Raw genomic sequence first — 23,658 nt, forward strand, 5'->3', positions numbered from 1 at the left:
CACATTAATACTATCAGTATACCACGTTACTTACTTTTTATCATCTAGTGATGGATTCAACTAAATATCAAATACCTCTCATCCATTTACCGGATCAATAAAAGAAAATCACCTATAAGTGATTTTCCAAGACTCGTCCGATTTATGGACTATTATATTTTATTCATCCAATTCGAAATAAGTAAAGTAATCAAAATCTGCATGTTTTTTCATACCACTTAAATCCTGTACACATATGCCTATAAAAGAACCTGTAAATCCCAATTTGTTATGTTCATCTGAGAGTTGCCCTGCTTCAAATATCTTATTAATTTTATACCAATTTACCCCATCTTCAGAATAAGAAAACTCTATAGAGTGGTTGAATACATTTACTCTTAAATAAACCTTTGTCCATCCTTCAATTTTTATTTCCCCTTCTAAAGGTTCGTCTATCTCTCCACTTTCCATATGATGAATAGTTAGGGTTTTTCCTAATATTTCATCACGACTAATGCGAAGATAAATATAGTCATTTGTATCATAATAACAAACAAGTCCCGCCATCTGTTGGAAAATGTCAGGTTCGAATTCTATACAAGTCTCAGCCTCACATCGAAAAGCTTGTTGTCTTCTCGCAACTATACTTTGTCTATGAAGTGAGCTTAACGATTCTTGACCTTTTAGTCTCAAATAACCTGGCCTTTCCTTAAGTGAAAGCCAGCTTTCATCAGGAGGTATCCGTAACGTGTTTAAATGGATATTCAATTCTGTGTCATCAAAATCATCTCTACAACGCAGTCTTTCAAATTTAAACTCAGGCAAATTCGGCGCAGGCACTTCTAATTTAGGTTCATTTCCTCCACCTTCAAGACGTAGCCAATCATCCTCACTCCAATACACCTTTTGAATACTTGTCTCTCTTCCTAAATTACACTTCATATCCGGTCTCAAGGGACGACCGCATAAATGCGTTATGTAGTATTCCCCATTTTGGGTTTCAACTAAGGACGCATGTCCTGCTTTTTGCAACTGTAGTTCTGGGTTTTTGGCTGATGTTAACATCGGGTTTTGTGGGTCCACTTCGTAAGGTCCCCAAATATCCTTTGATCTTGCCATGGATACCGCATGATCCCAAGTGGTTCCCCCCTCGGCTGTCATTAAATAATAATAACCATTTTTTTTATATATATGAGGAGCTTCAGTTACCCCTAATTCTGTGCCTTTAAAAATATTTTTTACAGGACCTACTAATTTTTCTTCTTCAAGTGAAAACTCTTGTAGTAATATTCCTGCAAATGGATTTTTCCCTTTACGGAAGTCATTTTGCATATTTACTAGCCACTTTTTACCGTCATCATCATGGAACAGAGATGGATCGAATCCACTGCTATTTAAATATATCGGTTCAGACCATGGACCTATGATGTCTTTTGCTGTAATCACATAATTATGCGTATCTTTTGTAAAATTAGAAGTGTTATGCCAACTTTTCACATCCGTATATATTAGATAAAAAAAATTCCCATCAAAACTTAAACAAGGTGCCCATACACCACCTGAATTTGGATTTCCTGCCATATCTAATAATGATAATCTGTCTAAGGGGCGTGTTAACAATCTCCAATTGACTAAATCCTTAGAGTGATGGATTTGCACTCCAGGGAACCATTCAAAAGTTGAAGTGGCTACATAGTAATCATTTCTGACTCTAATAATTGATGGATCTGGATTAAAGCCTTTTAAAATTGGATTTCTAATCTTCTTTGCCATATTCATCCTCCTTAGCTGGGATTTGTACCTAAATCAAGTTCATAAAAAACAACACAATTATACCATAAATAACCTTATATAATCATTATAAACAGATAAGAATATGCTTGATTTCATAGAGAGAGAAAACATACAAAAACCTTTGACATAATCCCTTATTGGATGTCAAAGGTTAAGGCATCATAATTCCCTTCAATAAAAAAACCTTTTTCATTCTCAATCATTAAAACATGTGTTGCAAGCTGGTTTATTAGTCGTCTATCATGTGTAGCAAACACAACTGTTCCTGGATACTCTTTTAACACCTTTTCTAAACTTTCTTGCGTTTTAATATCTAAATAATTCGTAGGTTCATCTAATAATAATAGGTTTGTATCACTTACAAAGCATTTGGCTAGAGCTACCTTAACTTTCTCTCCCCCACTCAATACACTAATTTTTTTATGAACTTCATCTCTTTTAAAAAGCATCCTTGCCAAGATTGTTCTTACTTTTTCTTTTGAATAAATGCTTGTATCCATCACATTTTCTAATATCGACTGATCCTTTTTTAGATCTTTAAGCGTTTGATGTAAGAAGCCTATTCTACAACTTGCAGGCACGAAGATACCTTGTTTTTGTTCTTTTATCATTTTTAATAACGTAGACTTGCCTGTTCCATTGTTTCCTATCAACGCGACCTTCATGCCAGGTTTAATCATCACATTCAAATTTGAAAATAAAGTACGCCCCGCTATTTTTTTAGTTACTTGTTCCATTTTTATCACAAATTTATTATGGATTTGTTTATGTTGGGTTAGATCAAAAATAGCTTGATCCTTTATTATTGGTTTTTCTTTTTTCTCCAACTGTTCAATCCGTTTCTCAATTGCCTTTGCAGAACGGCCTACCTTGGCTTGTTTACTTCTTGCTTTTTCTGCACCCAAATTAGCTTCTTTGTAACTCATTCGTTTCGGTTTATGTTTCATTTTTTTAACCTTTTGTTGCTTTTCTTTAAAAGCCTGCTGCAAACGAGATTTCTCGTTAATGTATTCCTCATACTCAAATTGAGCACGATTTAATTTCATCTCTTGTTGTTTTGTATACGAACTATAGTTGCCCTGGTATTCAGTTATTCTTTCATTGTTTATTTCAATAATTTTTGTACATACTGCATCCAGAAAAGCTCGATCATGTGAGACTATAATAACTGCACCTTGAACTCTTTTAATCTCTTGTTCCAACTTCATAATGCCAGACAAATCTAAATGGCTAGTTGGTTCATCAGCAAGTAGTAGATCAAATTTACGTTGAAGAACTTCAGCAATTTTTATTCTCATCTTTTCTCCGCCGCTCATTTCGTGATGTATTTCCTTTTGAATTCCCCACTTGGATAGATATTCTCTTGCATGTCCACTGACTTTTGTTTCATCATTCTGTGCAATCTCAATCATATTTATATTGTGACTGATCGTTCCCCCATCCAAATCCGTTTTCCCAGATAAAACAGATAAAAATGTAGATTTGCCTGCTCCATTTAAACCTACAATTCCAATTCGATCTTTTTTCGATACAGTTATTCGACCCTCTAACTTAAATAACAAACGATCCTTTATATATTTCTCAATTCTATTTATCTCTAAAATAGTCATAAAAAAACCTCCCTAGTATACCTAGAGAGGATTAGTTGCTATTGTTCCATTTCTTTTCATGTTCACACTTAATAAATTACATCACTGCTAAAACACACGAAGTTCTGAAGCAACTAAAATCATTCCATCTTCATGATAAACACATCGATTAAGCGTGTTATTATAGCAATAAAATAAGGTACTATGAACAAAGGTTGCGTATTATACACACCCTGATAATGGACAGACTAATCCTATCTCTAGTTTCAAAATTATTTTTAAATTGAAATGCTAGAATAAATAAGATTACTTCTCCATTGTTCACTTTACCTCCGAAATTTGTTTTTTTTTTAATTACGTTGTTAGTATAAGGTGTTGCACAAATTTTTGTCAAGATGCTATTTATTTATAATCAGCAATCTTCACATACTCCGGGTTGATTACTCGTTTTACAAATATTTTCGTCAATGACATTATTCATTCCGTTATCCTCAATATCCGGATTATTTCCTTTTAAGCAGTTAGAACGAACAGCATTTCCTTGACTATTCATATTTAACAAAATCCCTGCTTCTGTTTGATTTACTATGGTATTGTTGTCAATAATGTTGCGCACATCCCCCCCACTACTGAATACACCAACCCCAGTATTCTTCTTTAAGGTATTGTTTCTGATTCTGTTAGAAGATAGCATAAATATCCCCAGGGTCTCATTATTACATATCCTATTTCCCCAAATTAAATTATTATCTTCTGTTCTTATTCCTTCCTCCGGATTACCAAATGCTTTATTCCAAAGAATTAAATTATTATCACCTGTAAAAAAACCATCAGCAAATTGTCCATTATTCAATGCACAATTGCCAATAATAAAACCATTATTATCAAAATCCATTCCATCATTATTATTTTCTTCACAGAAATTATTTAGTGCTAGATTAAAATCACCTCTAAATCGCATGCCATTTCCACCATTTTTATTAGATTTACTACTAATGACATAATTGTTATTCCCGTTAGTAACAATTCCATCGCCTGTATTCCCACAAGAATTGCAATTTATAACCAAATTCCTTTCAGAACCAAAGTCGATTTCAATCCCAGCACCTTGATTATCAAGTACATTTACACATGAAAGTATATTATCATCTGCATCAATTAGAATTCCACGATTCTCGAAGTTTTGAACAGTCAGATTTTCGATTGTTATGAATCTGGCCTCTATGTCAATTCCAGTTTCACCAGGTAAAGCCATCCCATCAATAATTGTTTTACCTCTACCTGCACCAATGATTCGAATTTTATCCCGATTTCCTCCTATGTTATTAATTGTGAGTGCCTCATTAAAGGTTCCTTTTCCTACTCGAATTGTAAAACCTTCACTAGGAACATTGTTTATCGCAGTTTGAATACTCTGACCCTCTTTTACGAAGATCTCGTTATCTTCATTACATAAACTAGGAGGATCACTTGTTGTACAGCGGTTAGCATCAAATAATGTTCCCATACCTTCATTAGCTATATCTGGTGTATTACCAGCTAATTTGTTGGATCGGATGACGTTATCATTAGAATTAGGGTTAATTTGTATGCCTTGATTCACATTATTATTGATACAGTTATTATCGATCAAGTTGTCGTTGATACCCTCAAAAATTTCAATCCCTATATTTCCACTGTTAATGATCATATTATTTATGACTCTTTGTTGTGCTCCACCTCTAAGTCGTATCCCTGTCTCACCATTACATCTTATATGATTTACCCAATATAAATTCATATCACTGCGGCTTTCTATCCCAGCATTTTTATTCCTAAATATTTTATTTACAAAAACAAAATCATTCTCATTGTTCTGTATTCCAGAAAGATTATTTAAAATCAAATTAAGAATAATTAAATTGTTTGCTGCTCTTGTTGTTATACCATCCTCAAAGTTTCGTTGAATGGTGTTTTTTAAAACCAAGTTATTATCCCCAAATATACGCATCCCTTCAATTAGATTATTTGAAACATGGTTAGAGATTAAGTAATTACTTATCGATCCAATCATGATCAAGATACCATTCAATGTATTTCCATTTATTACTGATGACATGATCATATTCCTTGATCCATTAGATTCTATTGAAATACCTTGCTCTCCATTTTCTGATACCTCAACTTTATGAATAATGTTTTCATTTGATTCAATCTGAATACCATTTCCGCTGAAGCATCGAACAGACAGATTTTCAATCGTGACTAAACTTGAATCCAAAATATTTATACCAATTGAGCCATCTGGAAGACCTGTTCCATCAATGATCGTTTTCCCCATTCCTGCCCCTACGATTCGTATTTGGTTTGAATTTGCTCCACTTATGACTAATGATTCATTACAAGTAATGGCAGCAACTCTGATGGTGTCACCTTGAGAAGCTGCTACCAAGGCAGCATTGATTGTAGGTACATCTTCAGGTACGTTGATTACCATAATTAGCACAGTCCTTTCCCATTTTTTGATACTCCATTGTATTCAGGGAGCAATCAAATGGATTGGACGGAAGTGGAATTTTAGAAAAATACGTGTTTAGAGCTCTTCCATAAATTCAAGTATTTCACCATCATACCCTTTCACAAATATTGTCCTCCACCCATTTTCTAACTTAAAAGGACCCTCTATAATTTCTAATTTTATAACATCGATCCATTTCAACAATTCGTTCCAACTTTCGACTTCAAATGCTATATGCATTTGTTTATCATAATTTGATTTTTTACGTGAATTTTCAACCTCATAAAGCTCCAACCGAAAATGCTCTAACTCTAAAAATATTGCTTCCTCACCTTTAAAATCTATGGATTGCTCTATTAAAAAACCTAGAGACTGGTAAAATTCGATGGAACGACTTAAGTCACTTACTTCGATAGCAACATGATGAATGCTCTTGATATTGTTCATAGAATTAAATTCATATCACCAAATTCATGCCATAAATAGGACTCATTAATAGCTTGGTGATATGCCTCCATCAAATCTTCCTCATCAATAAATGCAGATAATAACTGCAAGTGACTCGCTTCTGGCTCATGTAACCCTGTAATTAATCCATCAGCGACTTTCAGTGGGTAGTTTTTCGTAATGTATAAATTCGTCCAACCTGATTCGTTAATTAATTTCCCCTCTTCATTCACGGCCGATTCAAGTGCTCTAACTACCGTAGTACCTACAGCGATAACTCTTCCGCCATTTTCCTTTGCCTTTTGGATTAATTCAACTGTCTCTTGTGGAATTTGATAACTTTCCGTATTTTCAGATGGGTCTTGGTGATATTTATCATCCAACAAGTAGCTTAAACCTGTATGAAGTTGTAAGAAGGCTACATGAACTCCTTTACGTTGTAATTTCAATAGCAACTCCCAGCTAAAAGCTCGACCAGCAGAAGGCATTTCAACAGAACCTGGAACGGATGCATATACAGTTTGATAATAATTCAAGTCCCATTCTCCCTGAATATACTCATAACGAACTGGTTCTCCCAATGAATAAACTTCATCGTATAATTGTGCACCTGAGAGTGAAAACTCTAATAAATAAAATGGTTCTCTCTTAACATTGACTCCTATTGTTGCGATTAATTTTGTTGAAAGTCTCAACTGATCCCCATCTTTCACATTCTTTGAAACAACTAATGCTTCCCAACTTTTCTCTGTCTTCCTATGTGCTAGCCTAATTTCTACTTTGGGATTTATCATTTTGTTGTTCCTTAAATGTTCAGCGTGTAATATTGCAGGTACTGTTCTACTATTGTTTAAAACAAGAACATCTCCCTTTTTTAAATATCGATCTAAATTGTAAAATGTAGAGTGCTCTACTTCCCCATTGTCCCGATTTAAAACCATCATTCGTACGAAATCTCTACGAATTCCTCTCCGTTCAGGAGGTTTAGCTGCATTCAACTGTTCAGGAATTTCAAATTTCATCGCTACTGCATTCATAGTGCTTCACCTTCTCTCACAAATTCTTGTGCTCTGAACCTTTTGCCATTGATTTGGCTGGATTCTTCTGAAGCTAGGTAAATAAATACCTCTGTTAGATCATTTGGATCTGCTAATTCATAATCTGTATCTGGTACTGCTAAAGCGTGCATCTCTGTATCCATCTCTCCAGGATCAACCATATTCACTCTAACTCCAGTACCATTGACTTCATCAGCCCAAGTTTCTGTTAACCCTTCAATCGCAAACTTAGAAATACCATAAGCTCCCCATCCAGCGTATCCTACATTACCCGCTTCAGAAGTAACATTAATGATAGACCCTTGCTTGCGTTGAAGCATATCGGCGATGACTCTGCGTGTAACTAAAAATGGACCCACTGTGTTTATCTTTAAAACCTGTTCAAAATCTTCTTCAGGGTAATCTAACAAATATGGCATTGGGCTAGGACCTAAAATGGAAGCATTATTAATAAGTACATCTATATGTCCAAACACGTTCTCCGTTAAAGCTATGAAACGTTCTACATCTCGTACGTTAGAAGCATCTGCCTTTACCGCTAGAACTTGGATATTAAATTGTTTTAGTTCATTGTGTATTGCATCTAATGCTTCTTGCCCTCTAGCACAAATAGCTAAATCAGCACCTTGCTTAGCAAATGCTACGGCTAAAGCTTTACCTAGACCTTTTGATGCGCCAGTTATCATGACTACTTTATTTTTCATTTCAAACACCCTCCTTCGTTTTCTATACTTTAAGTTTATATTCATTTAATAAAATAAACGTCGGGAAGAGGTTTGAGCTAGCTCTACTCATTTGGACTAAAAAAAATCTACATCTAAAGTCGGAGGGATGTGCTCTGCTTTGCATTTCATACAAAAAACCAAGGAACTCCTCTAGTTCCTTGGTCAAATGTCATCATAAACCTTAATTTAAATCCTAATAATTTAACCCTTCAATAAAAATTGATTTCCATCTTCATCTTTAAACTGTACAAACGTACCCCACTCCATCTTTTTAGGCTCATCTACAAATGAGACACCATTTGCTTTTAACGTCTCAAAAGTTTCATCAATATTCTCACATTCAAATACGATGGAAGGTTTCTTTTCGTTCCAATCCTGCATCATAGTTTTAGGATAAATAACAAGGTGAGATTGAGCTCCTTTAGGTCTTACTTCTAACCAGAATACACCTGGTCCCATTGGAAATTCAGCAGCAACTTCAAACCCAGCCTTTTCAGTCCAAAATTGTTTCGCTTTTTGTTGATCATCTACGTAAACAGCTACAGTTGCAATACGTTTAATCATTTCATCATATCCTCCTCAATCTTCATACAATCATTGTACAATATATTAGCATATTTATAAAAAGCCATCATATAAAAAAAAATCGACATGTTTATTATTTAGTAAAACCTAAATTCAGTAACTTCCCAACATTAAGAGCTTTTTCAAATAAATTCAGTTTTGTGTGCTTCATTGCTTCTTCTAATGACATAGGTCCTGGAACAATGGAGTGACAACTATTAAAAAATTCATATAACTTCTCATAACCTTCACCTAGGGCACCTGATATGAGTATAGCATCAACCTGATATTCTATTGCTATTTTTGCAATTTGTATCGGAACTTTTCCATAAAGTGTCTGATAATCACTTTGTCCTTCTCCTGTTATGACCAGATCTGCATTCTTTATTTTCTCCCTTAATCCTGTAGCATCAATACAAATTTTCGCACCTGAGAACATTTGACCTTCTAATATTAGAAAAGCAAAACCTAAACCACCCGCTGCCCCTGCTCCAGGTTTGTTTTGAAATGAATGATGTAAATGTAGTTCAATTAACGATGCATATTCATTTAACGCTGCATCTAACACCTTTACTTGTTGCTTTGTTGCTCCTTTTTGTGGACCAAATACAACTGTTGCACCGAATTCACCACACAGTGGGTTTTCTACATCGCTAGCAATTTTAATCTCACATTCTTTAATTCGTGGATCAAGTGTAGAAAAATCTACTTCATAGATCTCTTGCAATGAGGATGCATTTGACCCTACTTTTTCTCCATTGTGATTCAAAAAAGTAATCCCCAAAGCAGATAACATCCCTATACCACCGTCGTTAGAAGCACTGCCGCCAAGCCCAATAATAAAATGACGAAAACCAAGATCCATAACATGAAGCATAATCTCACCAATCCCAGCAGTTGTAGTCAACATTGGATTTCTTTGATCTGTTGAAACCATAGGGAGTCCAACGATTTTAGCGATTTCTATCACTACTGTTTTATTATCTCCTAGTATTCCATAACAAGTAGCAATCGTTTCTCCCATTGCTCCCGTTGCTTCAACAGACTTCAGCTCACCTCTTGTAGCAGAAATTAATGTATCTAGTGTTCCTTCGCCTCCATCAGCCATTGGAATAACTTCAAACTCTACACCTTTCATAGATGAGGCAAAACCTTCTTTTATTGTTGTGCCTACATCAAATGCTGATAAACTCCCTTTATAAGAATCCGGAACGATAACAATTTTCATAAAGACCTCTCTTTTTAAACATTTGTATCATACGGTATAAAAAAAGAAGGGGGAATAATTTTTAACATCCACCTTCTCCTTCATCATTAAATTAATCTTTTCTTAAATGACCCAGTTTCCTGAACGAAAGATCGCTTCTTTTGTCCCGTCCTCTGTTTCACCGTCAATATCTAACTCCCCTGAGCCAATCATAAAATCAACATGAGTCAAACTTTCATTAAAGCCCATTTCTTCAAAATCTTCTTTGCTTTTTTCCTTCACATTTTCCACGCAGGTTTTAAGTGCATTACCTAAAGCAATATGACATGAAGCATTCTCATCGTATAACGTATCATAAAACACTAAATTTGAATTAGAAATTGGAGAATCGTGCGGTACTAAAGCAACTTCTCCTAAATACTTAGCACCTTCATCTATGGATAATAGGTTTTTCAATATTTCATAACCTTCTTCTGCTTTAAAATCTACAACCTTACCTTCTTTAAAAGTTAAGCTGAAATGATTAATCAAACTACCCTTGTAATTTAAAGGTTTCGTACTAGCTACCGTACCGTTCACTCCTTTTTTGAAAGGAATCGTAAATACTTCTTCCGTAGGCATATTAGGTACAAACTCTGTCCCTTTTTCATTTGTAAAATTGGCACACATCCACTTATGATCCTTATGCAGTTCAATCGTTAGATCTGTACCCGTTGCTCTATAGTGAAGTTTTTTATATTTTTTCTTATTTAAAATTTCAGCTCTATTGGCTAAACCTCTCATGTGCTCTTTCCATTCACCAACTGGATTTTCTTGATTAACTCGAGTAACATCAAACATCGCTTCCCACAATTTCTCTAGCGATTCGTCCTCTGTTAAATTTGGGAAAACAAGCTGTGCCCATTCTGGAGAAGGGTAACTAACTAATGTCCAACTAATTCTACCGGTTGAAATATAATTTTGTGAATATTCTTTATTCTCGGTTACACTAACTTTATCAACAATAGCTAGGCGTTCAGGATCAACATCCTTTAACAACTCTGGATTTTTAGATCGGATACCTAGAAAGGCTGCATTGTTATCTGCCATCTCCATCATCCCTTTAACTTTCCATGAAGGAAATGCCTTTAAACCTTCTTCAGATGCTAGTTCATATTTTAATAAATCTAATTTATCATCTTGATAATCCACTAATACTTGCCTAGCTCCTGCCAAATAAGCATGTTTGACTACTTTACGTACAAAATTTGTTGCATGGACTGGGGCTGTAATATTAACATCCTGTCCTTTCTGTACATTCAAACCCACCTTTACTACTGTTTCAGCATATTTGTCTAGTTTGCTTTCAAATTCACTCAATGAAATATCCTCCTTACAATTCCACTATTTTATTTGCTGTAAAAAAATGATCTATTTTATGTAAAAAAACATGTATAATTTCCTTATCATTACATTAACATAATCGTATAGTTCAAGCACTTTACTAAACTAAAACACCTTTCATATGGAAAATTATTTTTTAAAAACCAAGAGTGATATAATTTAATATGTATACTTTATGATTCGGAAAGGAATGGCGATATGTTTTATCTTAAAGATGTTGAAGTAAACCCCATCCTATACATAGAGGATTTAACCTTTGAAAAGCAAAAAATAACCAGTATAATCGGAAAAAGTGGGAGTGGTAAATCCACTCTATTAAAATTGTTAAATCATTTGAATAGTTATGATAGTGGAACCATTGAATATGAAGGAAAAGACATTAGCACTATTAACCCCATTCAATTACGAAGAGAAGTTGTCATGCTACCACAAACACCATCTATATATGATGGATCTATAAAGGATAATTTGCTTATTGGCTTAAAATTTAGTGAGAAAAATACAGATTCTGTTGATGAACAAAATCTGATTAATCTTTTGGAATTGTTTGATCTACATAAAAAACTAGATGAAAATGCAGAAGAGCTATCTGGAGGAGAGAAACAACGTCTTGCATTTGCAAGAATAATATTAATGAATCCTCCTGTTTATTTATTAGATGAACCCACCTCTGCTCTAGATGATGAAACAGCAGATGAAGTAATGGGGCAGTTTTTCAAATTTATTAAAAATAATCAAAAAACAGTTATTATGGTCACCCACTCCATAAAAGTAGCAGAAAAATATTCAGATCAAATCATTGACATCACAAAATTAAATGAAAAAGAAATGAGTGTGACTCATGGATAGCATTCAAGATATCACTTTAGTGCAGCTGTTTACTTCTTATGTTTTTATATTATTATTAATTGCAATCGTAAAATGGTTAGGCATTCGGAGGGAAAAAGAAATTTTAATTGCCTCAGTTAGGATGAGTATCCAACTAGCTCTTGTAGGTTATCTTTTAACTTATGTTTTTGAAAATCCCAACCCATTCATCACGGTATTAATCATCTTATTTATGCAGTCTTTTGCCGTATATAATGTATTTAAAAGAGTAAAAACGATGATTTCTGCTGATCTAAAAAAAATTATCGCATTTTCTTTATTTATAGGGACCACATTAAGTATGGTTTATTTTGACTTTGTTGTTATTCAATTTACACCTTGGTATGATCCACGTTATTTTATTCCGATTGCTGGAATGATTATTGGTAACTCGATGACAGGAATTACATTAGGTATCTCCACATTAATGGATGGTATGCACAGCAAAAGGCAATTTATTGAATCTTCTCTCATGCTTGGAGCCACACCAAAAGAGGCTTCACGATTTATTGTAAGACAATCGTTTGATGCAGCTATTTTACCTACAGTAAATAGTATGGTAGGTATGGGAATTGTTTTCCTGCCAGGTATGATGACAGGGGTTATTTTATCTGGTGCAGATCCTATGATTGCAATTAAATATCAAATTGTTATTCTACTTGGAATAACGGCAAGTGTTTCTCTTTCTATTTTACTATTATTGCAATTAGGTTATAAAACGTTCTTTAACAAAAAAGCTCAACTTAAAAGAACTTCATAAAACCTCAAAGGAGATAAAATATGCGTTTGAAATTATTTATTATGTCTATTATTACTGTTATCTTAATGTATATCCCTTTTATAGGAACCTTTTTACGAGTTATCAATACGATGATTCATGAAACTGGACATGCACTAATCACTTTATTTACAAAAGGTGAGGTAACAAGAATTGAATTATTTTCTAATTTAGAAGGGGTAACATTCACTAAATATTCGCTTTGGATCAGTGGTTTTTTATCTGGAATAAGTGGATATGTATTTGCTTCTATGATCGCTTTTGTATGTATCTTGTTATGGAAAAATGGAAGAAATAAATGGTTGATTCATCTTTTACTATACATTTCAGTAATTAACCTCATATTCTGGGTTAGAAACGTATACGGCATTCTTTGGCTTGTTTGTTTTATTCCTTTTCTGATTTATTTATTAGTACAAAAAAGTCAGAAGGTTTTAGAGAATATAACCTTAATCCTATCGATTTTACTAATCACAACCTCATTTATGTCTACCATCGATATTCTTGTTTTAAGTTTAATTTCTCCAAGTAGGGCTGGAGATGCTACTTTTCTAAATTCAATAACTTATATTCCAACTTTAATCTGGGGCATACTATTCTTTTTACAAGCACTTTTTTTCGCTTATATATCCATCAAAACTGTACTATCTAGGAAAAATAAAATAGTAGAGAAAAATATAGTCCATTATTAAAGTGTACATTTAGCAAGCTTAAAATGTTACAATAATACGGACATACAAATGATATAGCTATAAACTAATTTTGTAGTTATCATTTTTTTAAGCTATTACATAAGGTTAGGTGTTGTGAGAATGCAGTGGAGAAATTTGTACAGAGGTTTTTTAATGGGAATAAGTGACTTAATCCCTGGCGTGAGCGCCGGAACAATCGCAGTTGTTTTAGGTATATACGACAACTTATTAAACGCCATTAACAAGCTATTCAGCAAGAATTGGAAACGTCATTTCATGTTTATATTGCCTATTGGTATAGGGATGGTATCCGCAATATTACTTTTGAGCAAAATCATGGAGACATTATTGGAACAATTTCCTCAGCCTACTTATTTTTTCTTCTTAGGTTTAATTATAGGTATTCTCCCCTTTTTATTTATTCAAGCTAATGCCAAATCAAATTTTACAGGCAAACATTATATCATCTTAATTATTGCTGGTTTATCTATTGCATCTATGGCAATTTTTAAGGAAGAATCAACCACAGCTGTGTGGGAAATAATTGGTCCTACTGAATTAGTACTATTATTTTTATCTGGCTGGGTGGCTAGTACTGCTATGATGTTACCTGGTGTAAGTGGTTCTTTTATATTATTACTTATTGGAGTTTATCCGACAGTTATACATGCTGTGTCTAATCTAAACCTTGTTGTAATTGGGGTTGTAGGATTTGGAATTTTATTTGGCATCATGATCATGAGTAAACTGTTAAGTTATCTACTCCATACTTTTCCTACAATCATGTATGCTATTATTATTGGGATGGTATCTGGATCAATTATTGTGATATTTCCAGGCGTAGATGATCAAATATGGATTAGTTTTATATCGCTTTGTTTAGGTCTTGGGGCAGCCATAGCATTAGGAAAAATTGAATATAAAAACAATCCAAAAAAGTGATAAAAAAACATCTCAAACCACAATTTTGCTGTGGAATGAGATGTTTTTTATTTTTCTTTATATCTATTTTAATTCTCAAATATTCTCATCAATGCTTTGATCATATTTTATTAAATGGTCAATCACGGAGTTAAGCAATTCATTTGAATGTACTTCATCAAAATTATAAAGAAGTTTTGTAAATTTATTTCCAAAATCAAAAATCATTTTTCTTTTCCATTCCATCGTACTTTCAGGAAAATAGGTTATAACTAAATTTACAAAATCATTCATGATCTCTGAAGGTTTTACTTTTTGTTTAACATAGACACAACCTTGATCTAATTGTTCATTCAGTACACCATACATGATGACAGGCTCATACGTAAAGTAACATCCAAAAAATAATTGAAAGGGGGCATTTTCATCACTTTCCCCAGTCGCTACAGTTCTATGGAACTTAGGAATTGTTGCTGCAGGTTTTGAATTCATAATCTCATGTAACTCCGTTAAAATGGTCTCAAACGATCCCTTTACTTCCATTCCTTCATCCTCTCCTCTCTAATAGATTAAATAAATCTTGGGATTTCGAAAGAAGCTTGCTTGAAGATCGTTAAAACATGGATACAGTCATTAGAATCAAAACTTTCAAGGAACAAAACATTTCCTTACTTTATTATATCACAATATTCAGAAAATTCATTAAAACTACCCCATCAAACGAATAGATTATTAAAAACTGGATAAATAAACTATGTGATATGAACAATCGAAAACAAGCATGTTAACTTCCTTCTATATTGAGTCTATATATATAGTAAAATCCTCATTGAATAATACAATGGGGATTTTACACTAATATATCTTTTATTAAGTTATCTTATTATCTTACTCTGATACTGGAACAACTGAATTGTTATACTCTTCAAGAATAAAGTTTTGAATATCCTCTGAACGTAAAATCTCAACTAATGTTTGGATCTCTTCACGAGTTTCATCACCACTTCTTACAGTGATAATGTTCACATATGGAGATTCAGAACCTTCGAGTGCAATCGCATCTTCAACTGGGTTTAATCCAGCATCAATCGCATAGTTTGTATTAATTAAAACTGCATCTCCTTCACCGTTGTTGTATACTTGCGGTAAAAGACCCGCTTCGATATCTGCAATAAATTCAATGTTTCTAGGATTTTCAGCAATATCTTCTATAGTAGCCTTAGTAGTATCAATCCCTTCTTTTAAAGTGATTAACCCTTCAGTTTGTAATAAAGATAAGAATCGACCATGATCTGCTACAGAGTTACTCATAATTAATTGAGCCCCTTCTGGTAAATCAGCTAAACTTTCATAGTTTTGTGAATATACTCCTATTGGCTCAATATGAATCCCACCGGCATTAACAAAATCATAACCATGATCAGCTAATTGACTTTCTAAATATGGAATATGTTGAAAATAATTGGCATCTAATTCTTTTTCAGCTAGCGCTGTATTTGGTAGAACGTAATCTTGGAATGTAACAATTTCTAGTTCAATCCCTTTTTCAGCTAACACAGGTACAGCTTGCTCTAAAATTTCAGCATGAGGTACATTGGAAGCTCCAACTACTAATGTTACTGCTTCTTGATTACCTCCTTCATTCTTCACTTCATCAGTACCTTCCTGACTATCACTTGCTCCACAAGCTGTCAAAGCTAGTACAATAGTAAATAATATAACTGATAGTAAAACTTTCTTCATGTTTCTCTCTCCTTTTTTTATCTTTTATCTATTTTTGAAGTGACATAGTCACCTACAAACTGAATTGAAAATACAATGATTAATATGGCAATGGTAGTGATGAAAGTATAATCATATTGAAACCGTTGATATCCTTGTAGAAAGGCCAAATTCCCTAAGCCGCCTGCTCCCACAAACCCAGCCATTGCTGTATAACCTACTAAAGCAATCGCAGTTACCGTAATACCAGATACTAATGCGGGCATAGATTCAGGAAGCAACACCTTCCAGATAATTGTAGAAGTTTTGGCGCCCATTGCTTTAGCTGCTTCAATAACACCTTTATCTATTTCTCTCAGAGCAATTTCTACCATCCTTGCATAAAACGGAGCTGTTCCAATAATGAGAGCCGGTAACGCTGCATTTTCACCAATCATGCTTCCCACAATGACTTTCGTAAAAGGGATCAATAGAATGATTAAAATAATAAACGGAATAGATCTAAATATATTAACAATGGCAGCCACAAAAGCATGAATGATTTTATTTTCATAAATATTCCCTTTCGAGGTTAAGAACAATAGTAGACCTAAAATGATTCCAAGAACAAATGTAGCCACTACTGAGATAGCTGTCATATAAATGGTTTCCCCTGTAGCTTCCCACATTTTATCCCAATTCACATTAGGCAGTAATTCTTTCATGGGTTAACACCTCCACCTTCACCTTTTGCTGTCGAATGTATTTTATAGAATGTTCTACTTTTTCTGGTTCACCATCCACATGTACAAACATGGTTCCTACTGCTCCTCCATATGTTTGAGAAACTTTTCCATGTAATATATTAAAACTTACATCAAACTTTCTGATCACATTTGTAATCAAAGGCATCTCAGCTGTATCACCTATGAAGGTCAATTGAATGACTTTTCCTTTTGGATGTTGAACTAATAAGTTTTCTATCATTTCATTCGAAGATTCTGGTTCAATGACTTGGTTTACAAATCTTTTCGTCATGGATTGCTGAGGATTTTGAAATACATCAAATACGTTTCCTTCCTCTACAACCTGTCCATCTTCCATCATTGCAACACGATGACATATTTTACGTATCACGTGCATTTCATGCGTGATTAACACGATGGTTATTCCTAACTTTTGATTGATATCTACTAAAAGATCCAAGATAGAATCTGTCGTTTGTGGGTCTAATGCAGACGTAGCCTCATCGCATAACAGCACTTTTGGCCTATTCGCCAATGCCCTGGCAATACCAACCCGCTGCTTTTGACCACCACTTAGTTGTGATGGATATGAATTCTTCCTACCCTCTAATCCAACTAGTTTAATCATTTCATTTACTATATTCATACGCTCTTTTTTAGGTATACCTGCTATTTCAAGTGGAAATGAAATATTCTCCTGAACCGTTCGTGACCACAATAAATTAAAATGTTGAAAAATCATGCCGATCTCTTGTCGAGCTTTTCTTAATTCTCGTCTACTAATTGTTGTCATATTTCTTTCAGCAACAGTAATGGTTCCGTGAGTTGGAGTTTCTAATCCATTCAGTAAACGGATCAATGTGCTTTTACCAGCCCCACTATAACCAATAATTCCGAATATTTCACCAGCAGCAATATTCAAATCTACTTTTTGAACAGCTGTCACGATACTGTCTCCAGTCTCATATGTTTTGGTTACTTGCTTTAATTTAATCATGATGCTTCACCCGCCTAAATTTTGATAACAAAAAAACCTTTCTGCATGAGCAGAAAGGCTAGTAATTAAATATATGATTTACCTTTCTCTCATCTTCCAAAGTTTTCACTTTGTGCGAATTGGCACCATTTCAATTTAGCATTGACGGTTGCCGGGTTTCATAGGGCACATTCCCTCCACCTCTCTTGATAAGAGCAGTTTTATTATGAAATTTTTAAGTGACTTAAATAAAGTATGAAAATGATTCTAACATGCCTTTCATATGATGTCAAACCTTTCATTTCATAATTTAATATAATTTTTTAAAAATTCATCTCACATCAAACGCTGTAATACTGATTCCTTCTTTTGTTTTTTTGACATCTAATACAGCTGGAATAGACTGTTTTAATTCTTGGACATGTGAAATAACACCAATCATCCGTCCTGATTTTTGTAAATCTATCAATGTATCTATCGCTTTTGTTAAAGATTCCTCATCTAATGAACCAAATCCTTCATCAATAAACATCGTTTCAATGGAGATTCCACCTTGATAGGACTGAATCACATCTGCCATTCCTAGAGCTAAACAAAGAGATGCATTAAATTTTTCCCCACCAGACATCGTTTTTACATCACGCAACTGTCCAGTGTAGTGATCATATACATCTAAGCCAAGGCCACTTTGTCTTCCCCTTTTTTCCAATCGATCACTACGTAACAATTGAAATTGACCGTTTGATAACTTCTTCAGCCTTTGATTTGCCATCTGAATGATTTGCTCTAAAAACTCGATCTGTAAATATCGTTCAAAGGAAATCCGCTTTGCATTGTCTCCTCGTATTACATCGTATAAATCTTTAATTAACTGGTAATGCTCCTCAGCTTCCTGTACTTTTTTACTCACTGATAAAATGTTCTGTTTTCCTTCTTCAGCTCGTTCAGCGTAGTTATGTACTTCATAAAATTGTTCTCGAATGTGTCCGACCTGTTTTTCTAATTGATCTAATTCACCCTGTATCTCATTTAAATCAAACTGTTTTTTATCCTTTAATTCATCCTTTAGTTCTTCTATCTGTTTGGTTACTAATGACAAGTTATATTTCCACTCTTCTATTTGTTGTGTAAGTTGTTGACGATTCTCCTTTGCCATTTTTGCATTCTGATAATCTATTTCTTGTGAAAAACCAGCTTCTTCTAAGCTTTGGGTAAATTGGTTATTCACTTTATCTAGTTTATCCTTCGTTTCTAGCACCTGGTTTTCTGTATTGATGAAATGCACGTTCACTTCTGATTGTTGTATTTTCGTTTGTTCAAGCTGTTCCTGTACGGTTTTCCATTGATGCTCTAAATTCTCTTTGTTTTTTTGTGTTATTTCAATTCTTTCTTGTAATTTTACAAGAGATCGAACTTCTTCCGGTATATTCACAACGCTTTGTTCCAATAATGCTTTTTCAGTAGAATATTTTGTATTTATTTCGTTTAGTTCTGTTGCGTTTTTATCTTTATTCTGCATTTTTTGATCTAAGGCTTGATTCAACTGTTCCAACATTGGCTTCAGTTCATTCAACCTAATTTGTTTTTCTTTTAGCAATTCTACTTCTTTTTTTAGTTTTTTCCCTTCTTGAATAAATTGATTGTACTCTTCATTCATATGTTCTAAGTGAAAACCATACTGAACGACTGCTATTTCTTTTTCTTTGATTTGTAAATAGAAGTTGTCTAATTTTGCTTCAACTTTGCGGTATTCATCTTGAGTCAGTTCCTTTTCTTTTCTAGACAAATCTAGATCTTGTTTTGATGGAATCTCTTCTGAGGCGCTAGTTTTCAAAGGATGTTCCTTACTACCACAAACAGGACACATCTCTCCATCATGTAGATGAGACGCCAAGATACTAGCCTGTCCTTCAATCCAACGTTTTTCTAATTGAGTGTAATCGTGTTGTTTTTGTTCAAAGATCAATTTAGTAGATTCTACTTCTTTTTTCACTTCGACCAAGGCTTGTTTCAACTTTATGTATTCGGTTAACACTACTGATTGTTCTCGTTTTTCTGCTAATTTTTCTTGCTTTTCTGGTAATGAACGAAGCTGTTCTTCAAGAACTTTAACTTCATCCTGAGTTTTGTTTTTTTCTGATAATATGGTTTTTATTTGCTGTTCAATTGTTTTGAAAGTTTGTTTCAATAATTCTCTGTTCTGTTTAAGGCCCTTGATTTGAGTTTGTTTTAGATTTAACTCCTTTACCACTGGCAGCCATTGCCTAAGATGCTCCAAATGTTTTGAGATATGGTCGAGTTCTGGTTGTTTTTGCTCCTCAATTTTATATGCAGCTATCACATTTTTCAACGTTTCTTCTGTTTGAATCTTTCTTTTTTTTGCTACTTCCATTGCATTATTTTTAGAGAGAAAGTCTTTTTTAGTTTCAGTGCGAATTTGCTCAGTGAGCTCGAGACGATCCGTTTTTTCTGCTAAAACTAACCTTTTTTTCATGGAATCCATTTGAGGCAGCTTACTTTCTAATGTTTCTTTAAGTTTTCTTTTTTGTTCGAGTATATTAAATCTTTGATTAATCGCTTCTGCTTGATGATATTGAGCCGTCAATTCTTGCAGTTTTTTTGTTTCTTGTTGAAGTTTAAATTCATTTTTGCTCATTTGTTCCCTATAAAAAGAAATCTCTTGCTCAAGTGCATCTAAAATTTGAAACGTATTATATAATTCTTGTCCAAAAACTTCAGTTAGTTGAGTGTTGTCCCTCATAGGCAATACTGTTTTTAATCCGTTTATATAAACGCCTCTCTCTTTAATTTGCTGCTCAAAAAGAGATTGAGAGTGTTTCCGCTTTTCGTTCAGTATATTTTCTACATTTTTATATAACCCCGTTTTGAAAATTTTGCGTAAAATCTCTTCTTTATTTTCCGTATCCGACGTTAACAGCTTGCGGAATTCCCCCTGTGGTAACATTACAATCTGATTAAACTGTTCTTTGTTGATTCCTAATAATTGATGTACTTTTTCATTGACTTGAGATACGATAAAACGTTCACACATCGGCTTTTCCATTCCATCTGTCGTTTCAAAAAACTCATATCGCTCTCCTGTTGCACTTTTATTGCCTGATTTTACGTGTGGAAGCTGACGAAATATACGATAGGTGTGTTTTTTTAGCCCAAATTCCAACTCTACTGAGGTAAATAGATCATCTTCAGCAAATTGACTACGCAGCATTTTTGAATCGTTGCGATCTTGACCACTCGCTTCTCCAAATAAAGCAAAACAAATCGCATCAAAAATAGAGGTTTTCCCCGCGCCTGTTTTCCCTGAAATCACAAATAAACGATGTTCCTGCAGCTGAGTGAAATCAATGGTTTCTGTTTGTTTATATGGTCCAAATGCAGTCATTTTCATTTTTTTTGGTCTCATTTTCTTTCACCCTCTACCTGCAGCATTTCCTGTAATATGTCGGTAAAATGCTTCTCTGTCTCTCCAGTGACTTCCATGCCTCTAACTTCTTTATAAAAAGCTTTAAAAAGAGAGACCTCATCCATTTTTGATCTTTCATTGACCTGTTCTTCATTGTCATAAATTTGAGTCATCAATAATTTGCGTTCTACATGCATTGCATTTGGAAAAACACTGCGAACACGTTCCATAGGAGATAATACTGGAGTTTCATCTAACAGACGTATAAAAACATAATCCTCACTTTTCTCCATCTGTTCAATTTTTTCTAATTTTTCTTCAATCGTATACATATCTCTCTTTGGTGTTAGCTTCCGTTTCTCGACATTTGTTTGCCCATTCTCATCCAATTCAACAACGTAAAAAATCTTATTATGTTTTTCTTCTGAAATGGAGTATTTTAATGGTGAACCTGCATATCTAATCTTTTCATTTTTCACATAATGGGCTTGATGCAAATGACCTAAAGCGGTGTAATGAAATTGAGAAAAATACTCCGCACTTACATATTCCGTCCCTCCTATGGAAAGAGGACGTTCTGAGTCACTTGTATTTGCAGTTTTTTCACCATATGGCGTTACAAACGCATGACCTACAAAGATATGACGTGCATTTGGATCCATCTTTTCTCTAATTCTCCCCACTGTCGCTTTCATTGCTTCATCATATGTACGAATTTCATCGTTCTGTAAAATATGTCTAACTTTCCCTGGCTCTGCATAAGGAATGAGATGGAAATGAACTTCTCCAAAACCATCGTTAAGTATGATAGGATCAAACTCATCTGTGAACTCTCCTACTATGTAAAAACCTGCAGCTTTCATCATTCGGCTTCCAAATTGCAACCTGCCTGGACTATCATGGTTTCCAGCAACTGCAATGACCGGAGTTTTATATTCTATCACGATTGTTTTGAGCACTTCATCTAATAGATCTATTGCTTCCGTTGGAGGTACAGCTCTATCAAATAAATCTCCTGCAATAATGACCACATCTGGTTTTTCTTGTTTGACTGCTTCTATAAACTGTTCTAATACATAACGTTGATCCTCAGTCATATATACACCTTGTACCAGCTTGCCTAAATGCCAATCCGCTGTATGAAAAAATTTCACTTTCACACACCTACCTTTATTTTAATTCAATAACCACAAGTTATTTTAACATCTCCCTTTAAGGTTCTTCTTTATGTTCCTATCATTATACTATTCATCATCACATGTTTGAAAGATATATATATTGTTAAATTATCCAATTCATAGGTTTATAGACGCCACCTCTATAGGGGGTATCTCATCAAAAAAAAGCACTACTATGAGTGCTTTAGAATCTAAACTTCTTCTTGTTCAATTTCAAATTCAATTGGAATAAATTTTTCAATTGGAATTTGAAATTCCTTCATATTTTCAACTAAATGAAAAAACTCTTTTTTAGAATTACAATCATTTGTCCACAGATTTGCTTCAAATTGTTCTAACTCTTGATTGGGTCTAAAGTATATTGTTATTTCTAATTGTTCCATATGATCATACTCACCATCTACTTCAAATATGAATTGTCTTACATATCCTAAACTAAATAGATCTTCTCCTGTAAAATCATAGACCCCGCTTTGAAATAACATAGCATCGTCAGAACAATTTACTTTGATATCTGAAAATTTTTTAAAAACTTCCCATATCTGAACACAATCTGGTTCCTCAAATCTAACATTTGCTTCTTGTAACATCTCTTCTAACGTTTGCTTTGCTTTGTTGGTTTCAATCAATGGTATTCCTCCATTATATCTATTTATTCTTCCCTTCATCTCGCTCAATTAAGTAATAATTTATTTATTGATTATTACGCTTTTAAATTGTTTGTTCATCCTATCCTATGTAATATTTAAGAAATTCGATTGGACTTATGTCTTTAGACGATGGCACAAAAAAACAAGGAACTTTACAGTTTATAGAAAAAAAAGCCTCATTTTGAGACTCATTGAATGTAGTATGGACTTATTCATTAGATCATCAAGCCACTCGGTATGGACCTAATTCATTCTTACATAGGTCATACGAGTTTCACTATTTAACCCACAGGCTTCCCTCGCTTTCTTCGTTTAATTTCTTTCATTCTATCTTAATCCATATGCTCTGACTGCCATCCCTAGACATTAACAATTAAAACCTTTATTAGAGGTTATCCCATGGGTTTGATATATATTATGTTATTTAATATCTTTATGATTGTACGGATGCGGATAAGTGAAATAAATAGGTGTTCTTACCT

Annotated in this window: 20 protein-coding genes and 1 riboswitch; of the genes, 4 read left to right on the forward strand and 16 right to left on the reverse strand. The window is 33.9% G+C overall.

The window, feature by feature from the left end; genetic code table 11:
• Positions 1 to 159: 159 nt before the first annotated feature.
• The 9 genes from VQL36_RS18940 to VQL36_RS18980 form a co-directional block, all read right to left on the reverse strand.
• Entirely contained in the window at positions 160 to 1,752 is a 1,593-nt protein-coding gene (locus tag VQL36_RS18940) for a glycoside hydrolase family 43 protein (protein WP_349250795.1), read from the reverse strand.
• A 155-nt stretch (positions 1,753 to 1,907) separates the two neighbouring features.
• Complete coding sequence (abc-f, locus tag VQL36_RS18945; protein ID WP_349250796.1) at positions 1,908 to 3,383, reverse strand: ribosomal protection-like ABC-F family protein; 1,476 nt, start codon at positions 3,381 to 3,383, stop codon at positions 1,908 to 1,910.
• A 391-nt stretch (positions 3,384 to 3,774) separates the two neighbouring features.
• On the reverse strand, positions 3,775 to 5,838 hold the full coding sequence (locus tag VQL36_RS18950; protein ID WP_349250797.1) for a right-handed parallel beta-helix repeat-containing protein: 2,064 nt from the start codon (positions 5,836 to 5,838) through the stop codon (positions 3,775 to 3,777).
• Between the two features lie 96 nt (positions 5,839 to 5,934).
• Positions 5,935 to 6,306, reverse strand: coding sequence for a VOC family protein (locus VQL36_RS18955; RefSeq protein ID WP_349250798.1), 372 nt, complete (start codon positions 6,304 to 6,306; stop codon positions 5,935 to 5,937).
• A complete protein-coding gene (locus tag VQL36_RS18960) occupies positions 6,303 to 7,343 on the reverse strand; it encodes an S-adenosylmethionine:tRNA ribosyltransferase-isomerase (RefSeq protein WP_349250799.1) in 1,041 nt (346 codons plus the stop codon). Before VQL36_RS18960 ends, VQL36_RS18955 begins: the two co-directional genes overlap by 4 nt.
• Positions 7,340 to 8,068, reverse strand: coding sequence for an SDR family oxidoreductase (locus VQL36_RS18965; protein WP_349250800.1), 729 nt, complete (start codon positions 8,066 to 8,068; stop codon positions 7,340 to 7,342). The genes VQL36_RS18960 and VQL36_RS18965 overlap by 4 nt, the downstream gene beginning before the upstream one ends.
• Before the next feature lie 222 nt (positions 8,069 to 8,290).
• Complete coding sequence (locus VQL36_RS18970; RefSeq protein WP_349250801.1) at positions 8,291 to 8,653, reverse strand: VOC family protein; 363 nt, start codon at positions 8,651 to 8,653, stop codon at positions 8,291 to 8,293.
• 94 nt (positions 8,654 to 8,747) lie between these two features.
• A complete protein-coding gene (locus VQL36_RS18975; RefSeq protein ID WP_349250802.1) occupies positions 8,748 to 9,881 on the reverse strand; it encodes a glycerate kinase in 1,134 nt (377 codons plus the stop codon).
• Between the two features lie 102 nt (positions 9,882 to 9,983).
• Positions 9,984 to 11,219, reverse strand: a complete 1,236-nt coding sequence (locus tag VQL36_RS18980) for an aminopeptidase (protein WP_349250803.1) — start codon at positions 11,217 to 11,219, stop codon at positions 9,984 to 9,986.
• 222 nt (positions 11,220 to 11,441) lie between these two features.
• On the opposite strand from VQL36_RS18980, the gene VQL36_RS18985 reads away from it, so the two are divergent.
• From VQL36_RS18985 to VQL36_RS19000, 4 genes are all read left to right on the forward strand, one after another.
• The gene (locus tag VQL36_RS18985; protein WP_349250804.1) at positions 11,442 to 12,092 is read left to right on the forward strand and encodes an ABC transporter ATP-binding protein; all 651 of its coding nucleotides are present in this window, start codon (positions 11,442 to 11,444) and stop codon (positions 12,090 to 12,092) included.
• Complete coding sequence (locus VQL36_RS18990) at positions 12,085 to 12,870, forward strand: ABC transporter permease (protein WP_349250805.1); 786 nt, start codon at positions 12,085 to 12,087, stop codon at positions 12,868 to 12,870. The genes VQL36_RS18985 and VQL36_RS18990 overlap by 8 nt, the downstream gene beginning before the upstream one ends.
• 20 nt (positions 12,871 to 12,890) lie before the next feature.
• Positions 12,891 to 13,580: a M50 family metallopeptidase gene (locus VQL36_RS18995; protein WP_349250806.1), complete on the forward strand. Its 690-nt coding sequence runs from the start codon at positions 12,891 to 12,893 to the stop codon at positions 13,578 to 13,580.
• A gap of 153 nt (positions 13,581 to 13,733) precedes the next feature.
• A complete protein-coding gene (locus tag VQL36_RS19000; protein ID WP_349250807.1) occupies positions 13,734 to 14,522 on the forward strand; it encodes a DUF368 domain-containing protein in 789 nt (262 codons plus the stop codon).
• 75 nt (positions 14,523 to 14,597) lie between these two features.
• On the opposite strand, the gene VQL36_RS19005 is transcribed toward VQL36_RS19000, so the two are convergent.
• From VQL36_RS19005 to VQL36_RS19035, 7 genes are all read right to left on the reverse strand, one after another.
• The gene (locus VQL36_RS19005) at positions 14,598 to 15,044 is read right to left on the reverse strand and encodes a hypothetical protein (RefSeq protein WP_349250808.1); all 447 of its coding nucleotides are present in this window, start codon (positions 15,042 to 15,044) and stop codon (positions 14,598 to 14,600) included.
• A gap of 345 nt (positions 15,045 to 15,389) precedes the next feature.
• Complete coding sequence (locus VQL36_RS19010) at positions 15,390 to 16,244, reverse strand: MetQ/NlpA family ABC transporter substrate-binding protein (protein WP_349250809.1); 855 nt, start codon at positions 16,242 to 16,244, stop codon at positions 15,390 to 15,392.
• A gap of 17 nt (positions 16,245 to 16,261) precedes the next feature.
• Complete coding sequence (locus VQL36_RS19015; protein WP_349250810.1) at positions 16,262 to 16,927, reverse strand: methionine ABC transporter permease; 666 nt, start codon at positions 16,925 to 16,927, stop codon at positions 16,262 to 16,264.
• On the reverse strand, positions 16,908 to 17,945 hold the full coding sequence (locus VQL36_RS19020) for a methionine ABC transporter ATP-binding protein (RefSeq protein WP_349250811.1): 1,038 nt from the start codon (positions 17,943 to 17,945) through the stop codon (positions 16,908 to 16,910). The genes VQL36_RS19015 and VQL36_RS19020 overlap by 20 nt, the downstream gene beginning before the upstream one ends.
• Before the next feature lie 86 nt (positions 17,946 to 18,031).
• Positions 18,032 to 18,140: riboswitch (SAM riboswitch) on the reverse strand.
• A 115-nt stretch (positions 18,141 to 18,255) separates the two neighbouring features.
• The gene (locus tag VQL36_RS19025; RefSeq protein ID WP_349250812.1) at positions 18,256 to 21,348 is read right to left on the reverse strand and encodes an SMC family ATPase; all 3,093 of its coding nucleotides are present in this window, start codon (positions 21,346 to 21,348) and stop codon (positions 18,256 to 18,258) included.
• A complete protein-coding gene (locus VQL36_RS19030; RefSeq protein WP_349250813.1) occupies positions 21,345 to 22,502 on the reverse strand; it encodes an exonuclease SbcCD subunit D in 1,158 nt (385 codons plus the stop codon). Before VQL36_RS19030 ends, VQL36_RS19025 begins: the two co-directional genes overlap by 4 nt.
• A gap of 215 nt (positions 22,503 to 22,717) precedes the next feature.
• Complete coding sequence (locus tag VQL36_RS19035) at positions 22,718 to 23,155, reverse strand: hypothetical protein (protein ID WP_349250814.1); 438 nt, start codon at positions 23,153 to 23,155, stop codon at positions 22,718 to 22,720.
• Between the last annotated feature and the right edge of the window lie 503 nt (positions 23,156 to 23,658).

It is taken from the genome of Chengkuizengella sp. SCS-71B, assembly GCF_040100845.1.
Classification (GTDB): Bacteria; Bacillota; Bacilli; order Paenibacillales; family KCTC-33759; genus Chengkuizengella.